Origin of the sequence: Erythrobacter sp. R86502, from assembly GCF_042466465.1 — a bacterium.
GTDB lineage: Bacteria > Pseudomonadota > Alphaproteobacteria > Sphingomonadales > Sphingomonadaceae > Erythrobacter.
Window position 1 is genome coordinate 2,816,819 of record NZ_JAXHCJ010000001.1, and the last position, 20,696, is coordinate 2,837,514.

17 protein-coding genes are annotated in these 20,696 nt (G+C 57.4%); 6 read left to right on the forward strand and 11 right to left on the reverse strand.

The genetic code is table 11. From position 1 onward, the window contains the following. Window positions 1-12: 12 nt before the first annotated feature. Complete coding sequence (locus SJY33_RS13485; protein ID WP_379923295.1) at window positions 13-675, reverse strand: DUF4331 family protein; 663 nt, start codon at window positions 673-675, stop codon at window positions 13-15. 56 nt (window positions 676-731) lie between these two features. Then, entirely contained in the window at window positions 732-1,397 is a 666-nt protein-coding gene (locus tag SJY33_RS13490) for a DUF4331 family protein (RefSeq protein ID WP_379923296.1), read from the reverse strand. Window positions 1,398-1,573: 176 nt separating this feature from the next. Here SJY33_RS13490 and SJY33_RS13495 point away from each other — a divergent pair, with 176 nt between their 5' ends. After that, on the forward strand, window positions 1,574-2,131 hold the full coding sequence (locus SJY33_RS13495) for an RNA polymerase sigma factor (RefSeq protein ID WP_379923297.1): 558 nt from the start codon (window positions 1,574-1,576) through the stop codon (window positions 2,129-2,131). Further along, the gene (locus SJY33_RS13500; RefSeq protein ID WP_379923298.1) at window positions 2,124-2,915 is read left to right on the forward strand and encodes an anti-sigma factor domain-containing protein; all 792 of its coding nucleotides are present in this window, start codon (window positions 2,124-2,126) and stop codon (window positions 2,913-2,915) included. Before SJY33_RS13495 ends, SJY33_RS13500 begins: the two co-directional genes overlap by 8 nt. Before the next feature lie 1,139 nt (window positions 2,916-4,054). On the opposite strand, the gene SJY33_RS13505 is transcribed toward SJY33_RS13500, so the two are convergent. From SJY33_RS13505 to SJY33_RS13540, 8 genes are all read right to left on the reverse strand, one after another. Further along, entirely contained in the window at window positions 4,055-5,185 is a 1,131-nt protein-coding gene (locus SJY33_RS13505; RefSeq protein ID WP_379923299.1) for a DNA cytosine methyltransferase, read from the reverse strand. Next, entirely contained in the window at window positions 5,185-6,387 is a 1,203-nt protein-coding gene (locus tag SJY33_RS13510; RefSeq protein WP_379923300.1) for a DNA cytosine methyltransferase, read from the reverse strand. Before SJY33_RS13510 ends, SJY33_RS13505 begins: the two co-directional genes overlap by 1 nt. Window positions 6,388-6,486: 99 nt before the next feature. Then, on the reverse strand, window positions 6,487-7,719 hold the full coding sequence (locus tag SJY33_RS13515) for an LlaJI family restriction endonuclease (RefSeq protein ID WP_379923301.1): 1,233 nt from the start codon (window positions 7,717-7,719) through the stop codon (window positions 6,487-6,489). Window positions 7,720-7,736: 17 nt separating this feature from the next. Then, the gene (locus SJY33_RS13520) at window positions 7,737-9,278 is read right to left on the reverse strand and encodes an McrB family protein (RefSeq protein ID WP_379923302.1); all 1,542 of its coding nucleotides are present in this window, start codon (window positions 9,276-9,278) and stop codon (window positions 7,737-7,739) included. A gap of 529 nt (window positions 9,279-9,807) precedes the next feature. Then, window positions 9,808-10,635: a hypothetical protein gene (locus SJY33_RS13525; RefSeq protein WP_379923303.1), complete on the reverse strand. Its 828-nt coding sequence runs from the start codon at window positions 10,633-10,635 to the stop codon at window positions 9,808-9,810. 114 nt (window positions 10,636-10,749) lie between these two features. Continuing rightward, window positions 10,750-11,301: a hypothetical protein gene (locus tag SJY33_RS13530; protein WP_379923304.1), complete on the reverse strand. Its 552-nt coding sequence runs from the start codon at window positions 11,299-11,301 to the stop codon at window positions 10,750-10,752. A 57-nt stretch (window positions 11,302-11,358) separates the two neighbouring features. Then, entirely contained in the window at window positions 11,359-12,267 is a 909-nt protein-coding gene (locus SJY33_RS13535) for a hypothetical protein (protein WP_379923305.1), read from the reverse strand. Window positions 12,268-12,272: 5 nt separating this feature from the next. Next, window positions 12,273-14,600, reverse strand: a complete 2,328-nt coding sequence (locus tag SJY33_RS13540; RefSeq protein ID WP_379923306.1) for a MobA/MobL family protein — start codon at window positions 14,598-14,600, stop codon at window positions 12,273-12,275. Window positions 14,601-14,743: 143 nt separating this feature from the next. Here SJY33_RS13540 and SJY33_RS13545 point away from each other — a divergent pair, with 143 nt between their 5' ends. From SJY33_RS13545 to SJY33_RS13560, 4 genes are all read left to right on the forward strand, one after another. Beyond that, entirely contained in the window at window positions 14,744-15,370 is a 627-nt protein-coding gene (locus SJY33_RS13545) for a hypothetical protein (RefSeq protein ID WP_379923307.1), read from the forward strand. Continuing rightward, window positions 15,367-16,167, forward strand: coding sequence for a hypothetical protein (locus SJY33_RS13550; protein ID WP_379923308.1), 801 nt, complete (start codon window positions 15,367-15,369; stop codon window positions 16,165-16,167). The genes SJY33_RS13545 and SJY33_RS13550 overlap by 4 nt, the downstream gene beginning before the upstream one ends. Then, window positions 16,125-18,260 carry a hypothetical protein gene (locus SJY33_RS13555; RefSeq protein ID WP_379923309.1) on the forward strand — a complete coding sequence of 712 codons (2,136 nt, stop codon included), beginning with the start codon at window positions 16,125-16,127 and terminating at the stop codon, window positions 18,258-18,260. The genes SJY33_RS13550 and SJY33_RS13555 overlap by 43 nt, the downstream gene beginning before the upstream one ends. 451 nt (window positions 18,261-18,711) lie before the next feature. Then, complete coding sequence (locus SJY33_RS13560; RefSeq protein WP_379923310.1) at window positions 18,712-20,043, forward strand: hypothetical protein; 1,332 nt, start codon at window positions 18,712-18,714, stop codon at window positions 20,041-20,043. Here the strand turns inward: SJY33_RS13560 and SJY33_RS13565 are convergent. Beyond that, window positions 20,040-20,240 (reverse strand): hypothetical protein, encoded by a 201-nt coding sequence (locus SJY33_RS13565; RefSeq protein ID WP_379923311.1) that lies wholly within the window; start codon window positions 20,238-20,240, stop codon window positions 20,040-20,042. The two genes, SJY33_RS13560 and SJY33_RS13565, sit on opposite strands and share 4 nt — an antisense overlap. Window positions 20,241-20,696 lie beyond the last annotated feature (456 nt).

Sequence of the window (20,696 nt, forward strand, 5' to 3'; positions counted from 1 at the left end):
CCTTGGCAGCCCTTACCTTGCGACCGCGCAGGGGGTCAGGCCGGCCCTAACGAGATCATCCGCCAGCGCGTTTGTCAGGCCCGTGAGCTGCGCGCTCAGTTCCGGCACGAAATCGCCATCAGCATCATCTGCGGGATTGGCGTCGTTGTACGCGTTCTTCTGACTTGAACCGATCAGCGCAGTCGACACCGCCGGCATTCCCATGCGATCAACCCGCGTGTAGGCGCTGGCCGCATCGGTGCGGAACGTAAAGCCCGAACCAGGCGATGTCATGACCTGCGTTCCTTGCGCGGCTGCAAGGAAGGGGAAGCCTGTCGGCAGTGGCACGTCGTTGCGCGACGGATTCAATGGCAGTCCTGCCAAAGTCCCCGGCCCGTTGCGGCTAAGATCGAGGAAGATCACCGCTAAGGTCACGTCGATAACCGGATCGGCCAGCAGACGTCCATTGGGGAAACCGGCGTTGGCAGCAAGGTTGAGCGTCAAGGTGTCAGGCACAACTGCGCCAGCGACAGTCACCCCGCCCGTTCCGGGCACGATCTGGTTGAGGCAGGGGCCTACATCAAAACTGGTCGGAGTGGGTGTTGGGCTTGGCGTCGGAGTCGGGGACGGCGCGACAACAACCGGTGGCGGAGCCTTCTCATCGTCCCCGCAAGCCGCCAGCATGGCGAGTGTCATGATAAGCGGAGCAGTCGCTAGTGCTCCACGCAACGTTTTCGAATAGTTCGTTGTCATCACAGTTGACCTCCAAAACGGGCAGTGGTGGCCCACACATCCACCAGATTTGCTCCATTCTCGATCCGGCTCCGCGGGATCGAGATCACGACTGCCGTAAGGTTCTGCCCCGCAAAGAAATCGCGCTGGTTGTTGAAGCTCAATGTTCCCGTGGCGACCGTGTCACGAAAACCCTGAAGGTCGAAAAAGAACGGGTCGTCAAACAAGCCGGCCCTTACACGAACACCGTCCTTGACCAGATCGGTTTCCACGGCCCCCTCGATGGCCCCGGTCACACCGGGAAGGCCCTTCACCTGAAGCCCAAAGGTATTACTGCCCGAACCCTGTCCGAAGCGGATTTCGATCGGGATATTGGGCGTAGTGCGCGGCGCCGCGTTCGACACGTTGATCGTGTAAAGTACGTTCGGATCATAGGTGGCTGGAAGATTGGTCGCTTGGGGACCAGCAAAAGTCAGCACCAGGTTGATGTCTGTGGCGGTGTGCCAGGCGAAAACGTCGGCAATGTCGGCCGCCTTGTCGGGTGTCGTGTCATCCGCTGGATTGGTTCGGCCCGGCGGATCAAGGTGGTCAGCGGCTGTGAGACCGGCGCCGGTCACATAGAGCGCGCCCCCCGCCAACGCTGTTATGACCCCCGCAGTCAGGGGCAGTGCGTGTTTGAATTTCACCCAATTTCTCCTCGCGCAATGCATCAATGAAGTCGCGGCGCACGTTCCTGCGCTCGGTCCCTACGTTTGCGGATCGCGGCTGGTTTTAGTCGGATCAAAATTTATTTTAAAACTTGCGCAACTTGCTGCCGCCTTTCTAGATCGCGGGCTGCTGAAGCGGGAGAATAACGGCGCGCATGGCCAGAGACACACAGAATAGTGAGTTACTTCACATCCTTCTTGCCATGGCAGAAGGTGAGAAGGCAGCCATGCATCGTCTTTACGTTCGAACGTCTGATGAACTCTATTCGCTTTGTTTCAGCTTCATTCAAAACCGGGAGGCCAGCGAAGACGTAGTGCACGAAGTCTATCTGAAGGCCTGGAACCGGGCAGTCAGCTACGACCCGACAAAAGGTACACCGATGGCATGGCTGACCAGAATTGCGCGTAACAGTGCAATTGACTGGCTCAGAGCCCAGAAGCGCCGACCAACCAGCGGCGACAACGAACTGATCTTCGTCGTTGACCAAAGTGAGACTGCAGAAGAAATGCTTATCCGTGCAGAGCAATCGGACAATATCAGGCAGCAGGTGGAGAATCTGGCTTCAGCCGATGCAAATCTGATCCGCAGCGCTTATTTGCGCGGCATGACATATTCGGAGGTAGCAGATGCAACGGGCCTGCCGCTGGGAACCGTCAAGACGCGGATACGCAGGGGGCTTCGCATCATGCGCGAAAGAATGATCCATGATTGATGACCTTGCCTCGCCCTCAGATCCAGAGACGCTGGCGGCCGAATATGCCCTCGGTATGCTGGATGCCGATGCGCACGCAGCAGCGGAAACGCGTATTGACACCGATCCAGATTTTGCAGCCCGCGTGGCTCGGTGGGAAGCGGTTGGCCATGATTGGGCGCGCTCGGCACCTGCGGACAAAGGTTGGTCGCCGGATGACCTTTGGAACCGGATGAAGGCCACTTTCCCCGAGGAACGCGAGGCGCGCGTCCTGCCAAGCCCTGCTAATGATGCAGGCTCACCGTCAATCGCAACCGGGCCGGCTACCGGTTGGCGGCTGGGCGCGGTCGCCGCATCTTTGACGGCATTGGTGCTTGGCGGCCTCTATCTTGGCGAGCGAAGCCGTGTGCAGGAATTCGGCGATAGGCTCGCTGTGGCGCAGATGCAGGACGATGAGGCAACATCTGCCATCAGCGTGGCCCAGGTCAGCCAGGCCAATGGCGCCCCGCTTCTGAGCGTGGTTTATGAAGGCCAGGACGGTAAGCTGACCGCCCGCATTGCTGAGATCACGGACCAGAACCTTGTTCCTGAATTGTGGGTCATCGGACCGGACGGACAACCGCGCTCGCTAGGGCAGGGCATTGGTGGCTCGGTTTTCGTGGTCGAAATTACCGACCAGATGCGCAAAGACATCGCCGCCGGGAGCGTGATTGCGATCTCGCTCGAAAACCCTGCGCCAATCCCTAGCGCTCAACCGACGGCTGAGCGCGTCCTCGGCGCTGCACAGCTTGCGCCGGTAACTTAGGCACACGGATGTAACGTAGGTTAATCTGCTTTACGCTTCCATAGCTCGAGCGTCGGCACGTTCCTTTCCCACGGCTGCCAACCAGGTCGCGCAATTGTGCTTGCCGTTGATCACGCTCGTCCCGCAAACCCTGAACGAGACGTTATGGTTGGCCCGAACATCGGGACGGAAATTCTCACGCCCTCGAACGAGCGTTTGTGAACATGCAAAAGCTTTGTGCTCGATCAGCTCTGCATCTACCGGTTGGGGAACTCACATCTTCGGAGAAAAACCGATCCGGGGCTTCAACTGGCTTAATATGTTCTACCGCTCATTTGCGAGAGCCTTCCTCACAGGAGATTTTAAAGTAGGCCACAGACCTTCGGGGTCGGCTTCTGGCAATGTCAGTCGTTCGACATGCTAATTCAGAAGGTTGGCATAGTCACAACTACCGACTCTCCTTAGGGCCAAGCGGCGCGTGATTGTAAAGGAAGGCTTGGGTTACACCGCTTGGCATGTCGAATGACCACGATTGGGGCGCAAAGTGGTCGCCAAAATGATCACGGTTCTCCGGCGCACTCTATGGGAATGCGGGAAAAAAGCCGCTGTCCTGACTTTTTGCAAAAATGGTGCCCCTTCGAGTCCGAAAGTGGGAACCAAAACTTGTGGCAAATCACCCTGCAGGCCCCTTGAATGGGGCGCACTTCCGATGTGCGTCCTGACGAGGACTTTGCGAGGCGGCGGGCTTAGGTAGCCACCATCCCTCGGGTTCGTCCATGGCTACGCGGGTAGGCCGAGGGCTCCGGCCTGGCTCCATCGAGCAGCTTGATGCCGGTGTGCTTTTTTGCCAGCGCGCCTTGACGATGCGCTGGTGAGGAACTCACGTATGGCTTCAGCTGTGGGAGCCAGATACCTGCGAAGCAGCCTTCTGGCCGGTGGCAGCGAAGCCTCATCTAGGTGGGGATCGAGGACGTTCTGCCAAGCCGCGTCGCGGTGTTTCCGGTAGCGGGCAACGCCGAGGGCGCTTGATTCGTCTTCGAAGGTGCGCTGCGCCTCGACTTAGATCGGTTCATTTCTTTGATTATTCGGCTTTGAATATCAGACCTATAGCGAACGCCATGAATCTGCCGTGCAGCATCGGACTGGATCGATCGATGCTTTTAGGCAGCCTCAAGCTTAGCTGCGTGTTGCTCGACGGATTCAAGGAAGCCCTCAGGGAATCGCAGGTTTCCTTTCCGTGCGCGAGATAAAAAGCCTCGAGATGCTCGTACGGAGAGCGGACGCAAGTCATGGGCAAGAAGCTGCGCGAGGCTGGCTTGCTCTACCCCGCTCGGATAATGACTTGCTTGGGATCGATATCGCTTTCCTCCCTTGCCCCAGGCAGCATCTGGCCAAGTTGAGCCCTTTTCTATCCTAACGTCCGCCCCGGAGTCATAGGTTCTGGGATCCTTCAGCTGATCACCAATCCAACGCACAACGTTCACCGGCACGGCGTTGCCAATTAACTTCCATCGATAAGATTCTCTTGCGGCATCTGCAGCCGCTGAGGTCCAGCCGCGAGGAAAGCCTTGCAAAGCTTCTGCATCTTCAATGTGAGGTGTGCCCACGAAGCCCTCAGGAAGCATTATCGCGGGAGGTGATGGGATTCCGATGGTAGACCCCCCCTTGAGGGGTGGCACCGCGTCAGCGGCTAGGCCGGTAGCGTAGGTTCCTTCAGTCCAATAAAAGCCGACAGGCCTGCTGATCGACGGCGCTGCAGGTTCGAATGTTCCTTGGTCTGCGAGCAATACATCCCGTGGATCTTCGTCGAGCGATGCGAGGATGAAAACGCGTCTGCGGCGCTGAGGCAGCCCAAAACCCTGAGAATCTAGCACTCGGTACGCCCAAGCATAGCCCAGAGATTCCAGCTCCTCTACAATACGAGCGATACCTGTGCCTTTAGCGAGGTGTAGCATGAAGTGAACGTTCTCGATTAGAACCCACTGAGGTCTGCTTGCCTCGATCAATCTGAATACATCACCGATCAAACCGGAACGAGAGCCACCTATACCTGCTTTTGGGCCTGATGAGCTTAGATCTTGGCAAGGGAAGCCGGCAGTGACTAGATCAGTGCCGTGGGGAAGTTGGGTTAACTGTGTTACGTCATGCGCAATATCAATACCTGGAAAACGGTGGCGGAGGACCGCTTGTGCCCCAGGGTCGATCTCGCACAGCACGGTCGGCTCATGACCGGCTTCGCCAAGGCCAAGCTCGAAGCCGCCGATGCCGGAGAAGATACTAGCGAACTGCATTAGATTGCCCCTTGCTTGAGCAGTGCACGGACTAAAATGTATGTAAGCTTAGGCGGCACGGCGTTACCGATCATTTCCGCAAGCGCCGTACGTGTCGTAACCGATCCGAACGAGAAACTGTCAGGAATGAACTGTAGACGAGCCGCTTCATGAGCGGTGAGAGTGCTGATCCGCTCTGGATGCACGTAACGCCCCATGCACATACTGTAGAAGCCGCTGGTGACCGTCTGGGCCAAATCTTCCCATCTCATGCGCCCATAAACACTTCTGTAGGTGTGGGCCTTGTCTCGATGGCAAGGCGGGCGCTCGGAGTCAGGCAAATCGAACAAGTCATTCTCAAACAGATACGACATCCTACGAGCGTTGTCTTTCGAGGGAGTCGAGGTCCGGTCGATCAGCGTCATTGGCGGAACGCCCGTCAAATCACCGATCGCCCATCGGATCGATCTGGGCGCCATGGCATACGGAGCTAGCAATCGCTCAAGTCCCGGAACCGGCTGCTTCGTTGCCAACAGCACATGCCTAACACGCTTCTGGGCAACGCCGAAATGGGATACGTCAATCAAGCCATCAGATAAATGATAGCCCAGCTCCTCTAAATAGGCTGATGTGTAAGCCAGCACACCGGTGCGATCATGAGGAACACCCTTAACGTTTTCAATGATCACCGCTTTGGGGTCAAAGACTTCTGCAGCGCGGGCCATGTAGGGGTACAAACGATTTCTAGGATCGTCCCTACGGCTGAAGTTGTTTAGATCTGAATGACCTTGGCAGGGTGGGCCGCCGATCAGCAGGTCTACTCGGCCGACGGCGGCCTTCAAGGCTTCTTCCTCGGGCGAGATTTCTCCCCTCTCGCAGCCAGTCAGAAGCTTGGTGATGTCGTCGCAGCGAGCATCTGCATGCTCAAAGTTGTCACGAAAGACTGCGACTGCAGCTTCCGCAAAGTCTACCGCTAGCGCCACTTCAGCCCGTCGCTTGTCCGCGCACGCAGCCTCCCAGACACCCAGAGACATAGCTCCACAGCCAGCGAACAGGTCGACCCAGCGTAGCGGTGGACCACCAACAGGCTCCGAACGTGACCTTCCTCTGAGAAACCCCTCATCCCCTTGAAGCATTTCTGCTGCGGAGGGCGATGCAGGCGGGAGACCCTCGGTTTCCTCCCCTTGGGTCTCTCTCAAATCATCAAAAATGTGCTTCAACATTAAAGGCCTATATGGCTTACGGCCTACTTTTGACCGCGCAAAGTGATCGCAACGTGCGTCGGGCGCGAGAATCGACGACAAAGATGTGGGTGTCAATCGTCAGCCGAGAGCCAAATCGCAGAGAACTGGCGTGGGGTCCAAACGGCGGCCGGCCAAGAAGGCCTGGCATACTGTCGGATAATCAGCAGCTATTTCATGCACCATCGTTCCTGGGTGATCAGCCCAAACATGGCTGCCCAATGCTACAAAGGACCCCCCATCGCCAACTAGATCTACGCTGGGGAACACCAGCGCGTTCCAGACCGGTGACGCAAACTTTCCCAACATGCGATACACGATCTGCTTATAATGATCTTGCTCGGTCCCGCTTCGCTCGCCAAGACTGACAGGCTTGTCTTTAGCGTCGAAAATGGCCAAGCGTTTCTCGCTACCTATCGAGGCCATAAAGCCGAAATCCGGTTTCGGCGCGATACCTCTGCTGGGTGCATCGCCTTGGCTTCTCCATTCGCCGCTCGGCATCCTCAGATAGTTACCTCGGTCGTAGTTCTGGACAGTCGCCCGGAGCATGTGTTCCCATACCAGCCCGAACGCTTCTGAGGAGCACAAAAGTGAACCATCCACTGGCCTAGACCGCTCAGTATCTGCAAACTCGAAATACCTCATGAGCAACTTCAGGAGGTACTTGCCGCGATCTGTGTAAGTGATGCGCGCTAGCGACTTAAAGATGGCAGGGGAGCCTGACCGAAGCTTCCCAAGGTCGATGTCATCCAGGTATTGAGATTCCAAGAACGCTCTTCGCCCCAAGAGCGCTTCTGCAATCTCATTTATGGCGCGGGCATGAATTCGATGGAGCAAGTCTTGATTTGTGCGGGATCGGTTCCGCCGAACAACAGCTAGATATATGGGGGCCTCGTCAATCATATATGGCTGCACGCTAGAAAGCGTCTTGCTCCATGCTATCGCCCCAGATGTGGCGCGATCGGACATTTGCGACTGCTTCGTCCAGTATAAGCCATTAGACTGGAAATCTTCATACAACTCGCAAGCTGCCTCCAACCAATCGAGCATACCTGGATTGTTCGAAACGAAGCCTTCGCTCGCACAGCCCATCTGCGTGGAAATCGAGCGGCCATACTCCCTAAGAACTCGAACGAGCAGAATTAAGTGCTTTACTCTCAGCGCGCCGTCGGTTGCGAGCCTATCCTTCCATGCATCGTAGACCTTTGGGAAAGAGACACATAGTCGCCCGCTAATGCGAACGAACCCCACCGCTTCCACCCAACCCCTCGGGATAACCTCGCTAGGGAGTCCGACAGTAGGTCTAGGTCTCATGTCCAGAGCCTCCCCATTCAGGAACCTGAGCCAGCTTCACTTTGGCTGTCCATGTCTTCTAGTGCGGCCTCTTCATCGTCCGCACGTTCGACCTGCGGTTGCGCCGAGAATGATCTGAGAACACCGGGAATACCCTTCGCATCGAAGGCAGCCTGTACCGCTTCGAATGTCCTGAGACCAGGCAGGAACACCTCGGAAGTATGGCCGCGAAACACATCGTGCCATAGGAAGTAGAGTAGCTTGTTTCGGACCTGAGCTGCAGGGATGCTGTCTCCAACGGCTTTGATAAACCACGGTCCGATCCGCTTGTCCTCATTCTCAGTATGCCTGAGGATTAAATCATTGAGCCCAAATATAAAAGCAAGCCAAGGCATCATAGGTGCATCGCCCACTGGCGGAATGGAAACCGCCTCAAGGCCTGACGCACCCGTCACTGGAATCGCTTCCCAACTCCAACGACGTTTGAAAGCGGAATCGATCGGATAGAGCGCCTGATCGGAAGTGTTGATCGTGGCGAAGATATGGAGGTTCGCTGGCAAAAAGAGCTTCTCAGTCGGACTTTCGAGCACTCCTGCCTCCACAAGGTAAGCGCCAAGCGGAAGAGATACGTCCAAACCGAACTCGCTTCGACCACCTTCTGCACGGTCCAATAGATGCATGAAGTCGCCAAAGATCGCTGCGCAATCCCCACGGTTCAACTCATCTATAACGAGGGCGACAGGTCCACCCTCGGCTTCATGTGCACGGACAATTGCCCTAATAAGTACCCCGGGTTCGAAGGTGTAGTAAACTATGGGGCGTGAGATTTCTTGACTGCCGGTAAAGTCTTTAATCTTCAAAGTATCGTCATATCCGCACACAGGTTTATAGGCGCCCACGAAGTCTGAATAGGCGTACTCTGGGTGAAAAGCGGTCATGACAATGTCGAAAAAATCAACTGTCTCCTGCTTAATCCGGTAACTCTTACCTGTCCCTGGAGGGCCGAAAAAGATCACGTTGTCTCCTGGCCTGCCTGCGATCAGCGTGTCTCCGTAAATATCTTCAAAGCTAGCGGATGAACCATTTGGACTCTGCGCAAGAACAACATCACCAGATTTGTCGATAAACGGGGCCTCAGGATACCATTCACGCACAAGCTGCGTTGCCTTCCCTTCGCCCCAAGAAACTAGTGCCAAGGGCGCATAATCATGATTGCCGTCGTGACGAAGTATTAGGAAGCTCTCGAGGCAGACATTCGATGGCAACTGGGGGCGTTCTGCCTCTAATGCTTTAATAACTGAGGTAAGGACTTTCTCCGGATCCGCTTTGTGTCGGTCAGCTTGATCCTGATTAAGAACGAACACAGCGAACTCGGAGTATCGCAGCACGCCTTGCAGGGGACGCTTCGTGAAGATTTGCCTGATACGTGTTCGTTGCTCTGCCTGCTGGTTGCTAATGGCTCCCCCAGCGAGCACGCCTTGTTTGGCAAATGCGTGCTCGAGAGGCTTCCATTTCGCGCCATTCCTCGCTGCTGCATCAACTGCCTTACTTACTTCTTGTTCGAACTCAGCACGATCCATGTCGCCTCCAGTGCAGCAGCTTTCCTGCAAACTCAAACATACCAAAGGATGTCAGTTCAGGCTTTGAGCCGAAGATAGGCGCGCTTGCCATCCGGGTCTCGGCGTCGAAAACATCTGTCATTGCTGCGCTCTAGGGCTAGTGCCGCCAGCCGACAAGAAGGCGAGACCGGATCGGCGAGAACAGCGACCCGCACGGAGGGCTCGCCGTATAGCGCTTGGGGATCTTGGATGACCCAACCTGCGCTGATGCCCGCGCACTTAACCTACCTTGCCGCCGCCGGGCGCGGGCATAGGGTAAGCGAAGTGACGCCTGAGGAACTTAGCCGCGCTTGGGCATTGGGTCGCCGGACTGACGCCCCCCGCTGTGCCGAGGCGAGCTAAAAAAAAGGGGGCTCTGCGGCAAGATCCCGCTTTGGTTACGGCACTTCAGAAGCGATCGTCTGTCGGATGCAGGCCAAGCTACCGGCCTTGTCGGAACGCCGTAACGTAGAGGTGTGGACCCCGACTTCGATGCCGAGGTCCACTCGTATCAGGCCGCCATTTGCTCCGGTCTCGCCAACTTCGACAGCCAAACGTTGTCCGGAAACCGATTGGCGAGCGCAGTGACAACCGCTTCGTCACCAGCATCCGGGGAGCCAGATGCCGATCCGGTCGCAAGGAAGTAGCGCCATGCTACCTGCGCGATTGTGCAGACGTCCGCCACGACTTGCTTTTCGACATGATCCCATGCCGCGTGTCGGACAGCGAGCGAGATGTCCTTCGAAGGCAAGGGCTTCGACGCCACGCCGATCGCCTCGCAGAATTCCGGCAGGTGAACGTAGTGGCCAAGCGAACGCACAGCGCTCGCCAAGTCCAGTCGCGTGCGCGCAAACGGAGCCGGATCGCGCAGCTGCGGAGGCAGGATCAACCCAAGCTCGATCGCGGCGCGCTTGAGGCAGAGGAAATCTTTGGACTCTCCGCCCCAGCTAACGAGCCGGGCATCCTGGAATGTCGCGCACATGGTGAAGAAGGCCCTGACGATGTCCGCTTCGGAGCGGTTGTTGATAGCTTCGATGTTGGTGACGACAGGTCGATCCATGTCCGGCGAGATCGTCAGCATGCACCATGCCCCGGCAACGATGCGATGGAACGGCCAGCGAACGAAGCCTTGCGTGGGATCGCCTTCCGCGACCTGGTAGCGCTTGAACGCATTGATGTCGTACAGGTATTCGAAATCGCAGACGATGACCCGCTGCCATGTGCTGGGGGCCGATCGATCAGCGAGGAAGAGCGCGGCTTCTTCGCCGAGCGTGATAGCCTGATGGCGGAAGTCAGCATCCTGCTCGAAAGGCAGGGGATCGGACGTGTGGTTGGTCATTGTGATATACTCCAGGCATTAAAAGGCCCGCATTTAGCGGGCGGAAAAATTCGATACTGCGTGTAGCCGGGGCAGCAGGCGGGGCGCGTTGGCGATAGGTGATCCCGATCATATTCAGTCGAGCTCGGCTCCGCGGCCGAGCGCTTTGATGGCCAGGCGCCCGATAAGTTCGGCCTCGGCAATGACCGACCGGTGCAATGTGACAAGGGGCAGGTCCTTCGCGTTTCGCATCATGCCGACCAGTTCGCGACTTCGATCATCGTCCCGCGCTGCCTGCCTCATCGTCCGCGCATACGGATAGTAGGCATCAACTGACGGGATCACGCTACGACCAAAAGCCATGCGGATTGCTTTCAGATCTTCGGCCGGGTCGGCATCGCCCATCAGATCAACCTGATCAGCTAAGGCAAACGCCCGGTCGACAGCCTCATACAACGACCAGAACACCAGCGGTTGCACGGCGGCGTGATGTGCGATCCAGTGCAGGGCTGTGCCATCAGGATCAGGATGTCCCCCGCACAGCCAGCTTGATGCGTGGGCCGTCCAGGTCCCGTTTTCGAAGACGAATCGGGCCGCTCCGACGGCTCGGACGTAAATCGTGTCGCCGCGATCGTTTGCATCGGCAGGACGCGTGCGCAGGCAGCACGCGGTGAACGTGTCAGTCATTTCGTATTTTCCTTTCAATTTCCATCCCTGCCTTATCCCTTGGCAAAGAAGGTCAGATCACATGGTGCTGGGGCGCATAGCGGCGATGTTCGCGCGCCTTTCGGTCCGCTCGATAAGTCGATCGAGCCGAAAGACGGGGTCCGCCTCGCGGGCGTGTCGGAACAGCGGGAGATCGCGCAGATGCTTGAGATGGGCGTACCGGCCGTTATCATCATCGGCGAGCCAGCGGTCGAATGCGGCGAGCGGGTGTGCCAGTTTGCCCGGATCGGCATAGCGCGCGGCGGCGTAGTGTAGCCACGCCAGCCATGTGATAGCGACGTCTTCCTCGCAGTACCGGAAGACTTGCTGCTCGCGGCCATCGGCGATCATCGCAGCAACGCTATCGCCACTGCCCTGAGTCTTGGCAGCTATGCCGAGCCCCCTGCAAACATTTGCCAGGCTCGGCCTACCTGCGCCGCCGAACCGACCGTAAAGCTCGGCGAGATCGGCGTGGTTGATCGCCCAGCGGGGCGCCAGCCATGCTGTGCGCAAGGCGTTGTCCTCGAACAGCAGATGCCGTGCGGCTGCGAGTTGAAGCACGGGGACGTCAAAACCGCGGCCGTTCCATGTGACGAGCGTGGCACTTGGATCGAGCAGGCCGAACAGCTGCCGCAGGCCTTCGAGCTCATTGGCGAACTCAACGGTGCGGATGTCGAACTCGTAGCTGTCGCCAGCCCTCTTCTGGGTCAGCACACTGGCGCAAACAGCCTCGTGGAGCGGCCAAGGCGGGAACGAGCCGTCCTCGGTCTCAGGCGCCAGCGTCTCGATATCAAGCACTTGTATGTGATCGGTCTGGTAGTATTCTGGATGATGAAACTTCTGATACTTCACGGTTTCGGCCTCCGGCCCGAACCCGGCGGAGCGCAAGCGGGCACCTTGCCCACTTTTCCACTCCCTCAACCGGGTTCGCCCGGTTTCCACTTCCATCCAATCTATGTTGCTTTGCGGTCCAGATCTGGCCCCGGGAATGGGGGTCCTGTCGGACGACGCGATGCGTCTTCAGCTCGAGAGCTGGGCTGAGAGCCTTTCGCCGGTACAATGCCGACTTCTGCCGGAGCGACTGCTGTTCCAGCGGGGACGTCTTGCGTGTCGCCCGGCTGAGATGCCTGAGCCTCTGTTCGGCGATAGACGAAATCGTAGACGAGGCTGATGCGCCGCTCGTATTCGGGGCCTTTGGGATCGACCTGCCGCCTCCCAACGAATGTCTGCAAGGCGGTTTGCAGTCGCGGCTCCGTGAGCCAACGGTCCACCTCTTCTCGGATGTGGCGTGGAACGTCGTGGTGCGCGCGCCATCCGCCCGTGACGGCGTAGAGATCTCCCGGTTTTGCAGCAAAGTGACCGGCAAGCAGCCCGATGTCATCGACTTGCCGGAAGTATTCGGCCCGCAGCAAATCTTGCACGGCAGGCGTCAAAAGCGATCGCTGCGCCATTCCAATTTCGTCCATTAAGTCGATCGGCAGCTCGAAATGATGGTCGCGTTTCCGGATGAGACGCTTCCTTGTGCGCAGGCGTTCCATCAGCTGCTTCAGATCGTGCGGGATGCCGCCGTCCTCTGCCGACGAGCGCGCCGGTGGCAAAGGCCTCGCCTGATCTTCGGTCACGCTTTCTTCCTCGGTTTCAAGAGATCGCGATGGTCGCGGAAATTCGCCAAGCGAGGATAACGGCGGCACTGACGCTGACATAGTACTCGGGCACGAGAAGCCGGCGCTTCGAGAAGACACGCGAGGCACCTCCGGCCCCGTGACCCGTGTGGCATGACGAAGCGTCCGCGCATCAAGGAGTTCTGACGGATCCAACGAAAAGACATTCGCTTGCGATGCAGCTGCCGGAAATCGCAAATTTGCGATTTCGAGCGAGGACAATGGTGGATTCTGGGCGCTCTGATGCCCGCTTGGCACATGGATTGATGCAACCCTGACGGTGCTGGCCGGCAGTGTAACGGACGTGGTTGGCTCCGCCCGACGAAGGGCTGGGCGAGTTTTCGTAGCAGGCAACGCGAGCTTTGAGGCGACTATGGCCCGCGATGGAACATGCGGCGATTTCACTGCCGCCAAAATCCTGCTCATGGCCGCCATGAGCGGACGCTTCTGGCGCTCAAGGGCGCTCATCCTTTTCTCAAGCTCTGTCTGCGCCAGCGCTGTAACTGAACGGCTTACACGGCTATGATTCTCCTCGTTCGCAGCGACGAATTCTCCGGCTCTGACTTTGCGCGTTCGCGCCTCGCCCAAATGCTGCTGGGGTTCTATCGGGAGACCGCGGGCAGCATACGATAGGGCAGTGTGGCGCTCGCATTGTCCGGCTTCGCGCGACATGCGTGTCATCGCGCGCGCAAAGTTTTCCCTCAGAAGCTGCATGGCCTTAGGATTATCGAGATCGGTGCGTACAGCCTCGCCGACTTCCCATTCGTATGTGCCGAGGCGAACCATCGGACGATAGCTGGACAGAACGTGTGCATGCCAGTTGCGAGCATCGCCATCAGGGTCGGGCGAATGCAGGGCGATGGCATATGGCAGACCATGCTGGCCGAAGCACTCTTCGGCCCACTCGCGGGCAACCTGGAACTGCTGCGCTTTCGACCAGCGATGGTCGAGCGCCAATACCGTGTGGAACAGAACCTTGGCATTCTTCTGTGCCGACCGGTTGATCTGTTCGAGATGATCAAGGGCGCAAACTGCTTCCTCGACGCTCAGACCGAGGTTGCTCTCAAACAACGGTCGTCCGTCCTCGTCGAGAGCGCACCCGCGAAAGATGTATCTGCAGGCGCGCATGGCAACGCCCGCTTTTGACGTCTTGGCGCCATAGTACTCGACTCGCATGAAAACGCCGCGTCGCTTCTGGCTGTCGAAAATGGCGGCACTGTAGCGTGGTAGAGCGACCTCCCGGAATGGCCAGCGCGAGGTTATCTTGATCGTTGGTTGATGCTTGACCTTCTCGATCTGAGGTTCGACGGTCTTGATCCGTCGCCGGAAGAAGTTGGAGATGCTACGATCAGCAGCGCGCTCCTGCTTGCGAAGTCGCCTGATAGCAAGCGCGGTCTCCCGGTCACCAGCCCTCATGGCGCGATCAAGCTCGGCATCAGCCAGCCGTACTGTCCGACGCGTTGCAGCAGCCAGCTTCTTCTTCGAGAAGGAGGAAGCCGATGTGACCGATAGCTTCCGTGAAATTCCGAAGTCATCGATGAAGGTCGCCGCTATATAGCGATGATCCTTTGAAGTGGGGGGTGTCCGAGCTGAAGAGCGGGAGGGTTTTGTTTTCTGCATAGCTGAAACATTTATTGCACCAAATTTACACCCCCCATTTCTATCATTGTTTCTTTTAATCTGCACCCCTGACTTATTGAAGGTAAGTCAGGATTATGCCTATCTTTTCGATGTGCGAGAAGGCCTTCGAAAGGAGGCCACAAATGAATTCGCAAATTTGCGATTTTGGCGACGAGCCGAAAAAGTCCAAGGACGCGGCTGCCTTTGATGAGTGGAAGGCGGAACTCGAACAGCACAGCCATGACATTGCGGCACGCCAGCGCGCGCTGTCAGAGCCAGTCCACAAGGTGGTGGTCGCGACACCTTCGGCCATGCATCACAAGAATGCTTTGGGCGCAGTCATGGTTGCAGCAGGATTTCAGGCCGCCGATGCTGATGCACTCGCAGGCCTGCTTCAATCGCCTGTAGCACGGCTTCGCGATGGTCTTGCATCCTCGGCTATTGACGATCTGGACCGGACGGCGGCGCAAGCGCTCGCGGATCTGCTCGACGTCAGTGCCCGCGAGTTGGAGGCCAAGGGGCTTTACGCATCTTGGGAACGTCGCTTCCGGCTATATTCGGAGGACCGCGCGGAGTGGCTGAAGCGGGATCTCGAATTTCGGCTTGAGGGCAGTTGGCGACAGGCACCTATGACTAGCGGTCAACGCTGGCTGATCCGCGTCACCTGCCGCGTCCTTCGATTGCCGATGCCTGGGCATCTTCTGCGCGGACAAGCCGCTGACTGGCTCGAATGCCACGGTGCCAATCTCAACTATGGAGACTTCGTATGAGCGAGTTCAGGTGGACGGACGCGACCGGGGCGACGGTAGTCATCGATCGTCCTGACAGGATTGAAGCCGAGGCAAAGGAGCTGGCATTGGCAATAGACCGGCTGTTCCGCGAAGCTGACGTACTGACGGGTTCGGCGAGAGCTCAGAAACGCAACGAACTTCGCATCGCCTTTGCTCGCCTTGATCAGCTCAGTCTCGACGTTGAGCGTTGGAACGAGCACGTTAAAATCGAAACTCGCGATCGGGCGAGAATAAGGGCAAGAGAAATCCGGGCTGCTAACGAAGGCGCGGCGCATGTTCGTCTTGTTGTCGGCCTTCACGACGAATTCGAATATGCCACTGCTCGATCTCCCGATCGTCTTCGCGGCGAGCCCAGTCAGCTGCAAACGAGAGCGGCGTCGCTTGCGCAAGTGCCAGAGGCAAGACACCTCGGCCCGACCTTTGTAACGGCTTTCGAGCAGTTGCAACTCGATCCGCAGTTTTATCGCCCGGCCAGCGATGAGGGAGGATGGTTTGAATGGCGCGATGCAGAAGGCGTCCTCTGCCGCTTGATTTCACCCCTAGCGATTGAGCGGGAGATCGACGGAGTCATCGGCAGGCTGTTCGGCATGATCAGCAATCTGGAGGCAAACCTGCCCCATTTGGAGACGGTCGAGATTTTGGGGGTCGCGGACGACCTTTGGAGCCGCCTGAATATCCTACAAGTAAACTTGAAGGCTTTTGATCTCCAAAATGCTGAACGGGACGAAGAAGAATGGAAACGCGTTCAAAAGGAATGGGACAGCCGAAAATCATAGGTGACCCGATCACCGTTAACCCGAACCATATACATGACAGCGATCTGGCTGACACGCCGTCTCGGGAAGCGGATGGTATGACCTTTCTTGACCTTGTGTATCGCGTGGTCAAGGGGCTGCAGAACGGTGCCGACACGATCAGCGACGACTTCCGGTTAGCTGGCGTTTCGACGGGCGCGATCGCGGTGTCGCTTTCGTCGAATTGGACGGGCATGGATCGATGGCCCGGCGAGCGCGACCAGCTTGTGCAGGGGCACCCCGTCTCGGAGCGTCTCGCAAAAGTCGCAGCAAAACCCGACTACCCTGAGCCATGTCCGCAGACCATCTGTGACCTGAGCAAGGTCGAAGGCTTCTACCAGAATGGGAGCATTTGCTTTGTCGATGGGATGGTAGTGCCCGCTGGCTCAGATCAGTTGAAGGTTCTAGCTTTTTATCGGTGGCGACCACTGTTCCTCCCGACCGCTGCGCCCAGAAAGATTTACACCGGGATAACGGTTTATGACAGGATCATGAGCACGGACTTTATTCAGCGTCAGCTCTGGGGTTTTGGTGTAGCTGAATATCTTTCTTATCTCGAAGCCATTCTGGTGAAATCACCAGAGCTTTTTGTTGCGCTCTGGTTGCGCCGCTGGGACGATGTCGACCGTTTGACTTCAGCTACTGTAATAAGTGAGCAAGGAACCCATTATGAAGCGTTCGAGATACAGCCGCTAATAAGTTTGCGAGGCAACGAGCGGGACTCCTTTCTCGCACCTTGGGCGATCATGTCCGAACTGGAGCGCGTGTTCGAAATTCTGCGCCAGATGAAGTCGCGGAGAAACATCACGGCCCCTGCTGTCCGCGAGCATATCGCCAGCTACTGCACAATCGGCGACATGATGTCCGATACGAGCGAGGTCGGTCTTCATGCGCACGGCTTGCTGCTAAGTTTGCGGTTCATTCATCATTCCATGAATGCTCTGGACCAAGCCTACGCGGATACGGACATTCTCGCGCGGTTAAAGCGAAGCGTTGCATGCTCCGATGCGCTGCAACCCTCCTTCCGCCGAGTGGAGTGCCCGGATGGGAAGCCTCCGGCTTTGCTGATGAATGGCGTCGATGCAGCTCATTTTGCTCCAGTCTCCCTTCATCAGATCGGATTTCGGGTAAAGACCAGCATGGCAACCGGATCACGGCATCCCACTATCCTCTATCAAAATTCTGAGCGCACCAAACGCGAGATGTGGTTGTCGATAGTCATTCTGGCCAACATCTGCCCGCCTACCGCACAAACATTGACGGCCAAGCTCGTACGAAAGAAACCAGAACGGCGGCAAGAGGGGGAGCGCCGAAAGTACAAGAAAATTGTCCGAAAAGAGTGTGGGTGGTTGAGAATTTATCCAACCGCTATGGCGCTTGGCGCCGGTGCATATAACGCCGATCGGCGAGACGCTCATGCCCTCATGACATTCGTCGAGCGCGAATTTCCGCGTGACGCGAAGAAGATCGAGGATCTTTTGTTTTCGCTGCCCGATGCGTTCAAGAACCTATCGATGAAGATTGCGGCTTCAGCTCGCGACAGTGCGGCGCAAGTAGGACAGCCTGGTTGGACCCGAGGTGCTCATTTCGAAGCATGGCTTGTGCCTGATGCTGAAGTGGACTTTCTCAACAAATGCTCCAATTTCATTCGTTATAATAAGGAATTGGATCATGTTGCTCAGCGGTATGAAGACGAAAATTCGCCGTTTGTAAAAATCTTTGCAAAACGACCCAATTCATTGCGGAAGGGCTATTTGCCCCTTGTTCACCCGGTCGAGAATGTGCAACAAATCTTCAGGCAGCAGTTCGACCTCTTGCAGATACCGGACGTCATTCCGAGCCATGCCGCGGAACAGCAAGCTGATCGCAAATTTGCGATTTTGAGGGAGGCTGCCCGAAGACTTCCGGCTTGGTCGCCGATCAATTGCGATCCGGGGTTGGCGGAAAGGATTGGCACTGGCCCCAAGGGGGAGGCTGGCGAATGTGTGAAATCCCAGAGCCTGACGTTTGACCAGATCGCTTTTGCCAGAGATTGGGCTTGGCAGCGAGATTGGAGATTTTGTGGTCGTATATGACACAGGTCTTGTGCGCTTCAGGTCGGACTTATTGTAGCGGCAGGTGGGCCGCAAACCGAACGGCGTGTTCCGGGCGGAGGCAGGAGCGCAGCGGCGGTTCTGTTTTCAGATGTCTCGCGACCGCTTCCGACCCAACTTACGCCGTTTCGGTTGGCCTGCGGGAACGTCGCCTAATGCCAGAACCGGCTAATCGCACCTTGCGGAGCTTTGGGGCAGCAATGCGCGCCACGCGGTCGCCCCCATGCTTATGCTAAGAGCGTGAGCCTAACATAGCTTGGCAGGGCGCTACAGAGACTGGTCGCGATCATCTTCAGGTCATTTAGTTTGAAGCCTATCGGTCTTTTACTTCGCTTGTATATGTGTGACCGCAAAGACGAGCGAAGCGTGCATTCTCGAATGGTCGCGCGGGCAAAATCGACGTGCATCCATCGATCGGGGAACAGGGAAATTCATGACGGAACGCGTACCCTTTACGCCGGCCTCCACCTTGGGCCGCGCATACCTTTTGTACCGTCAACGGTTGATCTTGGCCGCACCGGTCATGCCTTTCGTCGAGGTGGAGGTGCTCGACAAACTCGCACGCCTGTCCGGCGATCATCCCACCGCGGCTTTCGCAGAAGCGAGCGGGACCCTTGGTACGCTTCTGGCGGATCCTACGCTTGCGACCGATCCGGAGAAGCAACGTACCTTCGAGATGTCCTATGAGGCTGCGAAGCTTGCCGCTTTTCCTGCCACGTCGGCATACTTGGCGGAGTGCGCTAAACTGAGTGGCATGACTCAGGATCTCAGCCTCAACGCGATCGACTTGTCCACGCTTCGCGTGATTGATGAGAAGGCCCATAGCGACCCCGCGCTCAAGACCTTTGTCGGACAGCTTCGCGCAAAGTTGGAGGAGGTGCGGTCTGCGCCGGACGCACAGGCCTACGCGCAGTTTTTCGAGATCTACGGCGAAGCGATTGTGATGCTTCTCCTTCGGGAGCGGAAGGTTCAGGTTAAGCGCCTTGCGGAGACGAATACGTCAATGCCGGACTTCGAGTGCGAGACGGATGATGGAAAACAGTTCTTCATCGAGGTGAAGTCTCTTGATGTCGTCGACGGGATTTACCGTCACAAAGAGATGCTTAACGACGCGCTTGAGAGCGAGGTGGAGCACGAACGGCAGGCCCGGAAAGGCAAGCGGATAACCACGTCCGAGCGCGAAATCGCGCCTTATAGGAAGTCGGGCACTGATTCCGCCTACGATCCGCCGTCTCTCAATCGGGTTATCGACACCCTTCGGAGCAAGTGGCGACGGGCGTTCAAGTCCTCGCAGTTCGCCCAAGGGCCTACCTTCGCTTTGGCTGTGGTCGATCGCTTGGTGCTGCCCGCCGCTCAACAGGATCTCGCTCCATACTATTTTGACGACGCACTCGATGGGGGCGGTTCGAGCGGCGTTCTTTGGCAGGCCGCATTTGGGCGTGAGGGCGGTCTCGTCCTCCGGCGGCCGGACTTCGCCGGGAAGCCGGGCGTCGAGGGCGTTCTCACGGCTCCCGGGATTTTTGTCGACGACACGCAGTCGTTCGACGCGGCTGGGATTATCGTGCTCGATGTTCACTGCGGACAACGGCTCGCACTTGGCCTGGCGTCACCGCGATCAATCAGCGACGACTGGACAAACGACGATACCGAAGGAGTTCTTGTGAGTTTCTGCGACTTTTGGAACGATGCCGATCACAGCAGGGGCTTTGAGTTGGCCACAGATCGCGATCTCGCGCGCGTCCCAGGAACCAAGACATCCGGTTAGGAGCTGGTCGCTCCTTGCACGTCCGCCGCCTCGGCGATCAACTTGGGGGGAATGGATGCGTGCGGGAGCCAGCCTGCTCGCAACACCAGCTCACACCAGGCCCACTCCAAAACGACGGCGCCTAGAGAGCTGACGAGGTTGATAAACCCTTGCGCAATGGCTTCGATCTGGGAGAGTTGCTCGCTCGTCATGGTCATCGATATTCCGCTGCTAGGCAATTGGGCCGGCGCGCTTCTCTTGCAGTATGCGATAGCAGTCAGGCAATCGCTGGCTGTCGGCCTTCTGACAAGAGCTGCCGTTCGACCAATCGCTCTAAAGTGGCAGTAATGTCCCACGACCTTCCGATAGCTATCGCCCCACAGTCGGTCGTTCACTGGCTAAGTACTGATCGACCATATCTTTTGATACCTGCCGCTGGCCGAAGGATACGATTTGGCACCAGAGCGCTTGCGTCGGGCCATCGAAGCGCATGATCATCGATCTCAGAAGCCACATTTCAATATGAGCTTGTGACACCTGTGAGCCCGCTGGAAATCGCTGACTGGTGTAGAGCGTCAGAACCGACCGGTTGTGACACCAAGACCCATATCCAGACGTTCAGCCTGCCTTCCCACGCTCGTTCATGTCAGGAACACAGGTGGGACTGATGGCAC

Excerpts from the sequence above, each read along its gene's own strand:
- SJY33_RS13530 (WP_379923304.1), bottom strand. The coding sequence starts at position 11,301 with ATGACTGACACGTTCACCGCGTGCTGCCTGCGCACGCGTCCTGCCGAT.
- SJY33_RS13500 (WP_379923298.1), top strand. The coding sequence starts at position 2,124 with ATGATTGATGACCTTGCCTCGCCCTCAGATCCAGAGACGCTGGCGGCC.
- SJY33_RS13555 (WP_379923309.1), top strand. The coding sequence starts at position 16,125 with ATGGAAACGCGTTCAAAAGGAATGGGACAGCCGAAAATCATAGGTGAC.
- SJY33_RS13485 (WP_379923295.1), bottom strand. The coding sequence starts at position 675 with ATGACACTCGCCATGCTGGCGGCTTGCGGGGACGATGAGAAGGCTCCG.
- SJY33_RS13560 (WP_379923310.1), top strand. The coding sequence starts at position 18,712 with ATGACGGAACGCGTACCCTTTACGCCGGCCTCCACCTTGGGCCGCGCA.
- SJY33_RS13525 (WP_379923303.1), bottom strand. The coding sequence starts at position 10,635 with ATGACCAACCACACGTCCGATCCCCTGCCTTTCGAGCAGGATGCTGAC.
- SJY33_RS13515 (WP_379923301.1), bottom strand. The coding sequence starts at position 7,719 with ATGAGACCTAGACCTACTGTCGGACTCCCTAGCGAGGTTATCCCGAGG.
- SJY33_RS13540 (WP_379923306.1), bottom strand. The coding sequence starts at position 14,600 with ATGCAGAAAACAAAACCCTCCCGCTCTTCAGCTCGGACACCCCCCACT.
- SJY33_RS13565 (WP_379923311.1), bottom strand. The coding sequence starts at position 20,240 with ATGACCATGACGAGCGAGCAACTCTCCCAGATCGAAGCCATTGCGCAA.
- SJY33_RS13510 (WP_379923300.1), bottom strand. The coding sequence starts at position 6,387 with ATGTTGAAGCACATTTTTGATGATTTGAGAGAGACCCAAGGGGAGGAA.
- SJY33_RS13545 (WP_379923307.1), top strand. The coding sequence starts at position 14,744 with ATGAATTCGCAAATTTGCGATTTTGGCGACGAGCCGAAAAAGTCCAAG.
- SJY33_RS13535 (WP_379923305.1), bottom strand. The coding sequence starts at position 12,267 with ATGGAAGTGGAAACCGGGCGAACCCGGTTGAGGGAGTGGAAAAGTGGG.
- SJY33_RS13495 (WP_379923297.1), top strand. The coding sequence starts at position 1,574 with ATGGCCAGAGACACACAGAATAGTGAGTTACTTCACATCCTTCTTGCC.
- SJY33_RS13520 (WP_379923302.1), bottom strand. The coding sequence starts at position 9,278 with ATGGATCGTGCTGAGTTCGAACAAGAAGTAAGTAAGGCAGTTGATGCA.
- SJY33_RS13505 (WP_379923299.1), bottom strand. The coding sequence starts at position 5,185 with ATGCAGTTCGCTAGTATCTTCTCCGGCATCGGCGGCTTCGAGCTTGGC.
- SJY33_RS13550 (WP_379923308.1), top strand. The coding sequence starts at position 15,367 with ATGAGCGAGTTCAGGTGGACGGACGCGACCGGGGCGACGGTAGTCATC.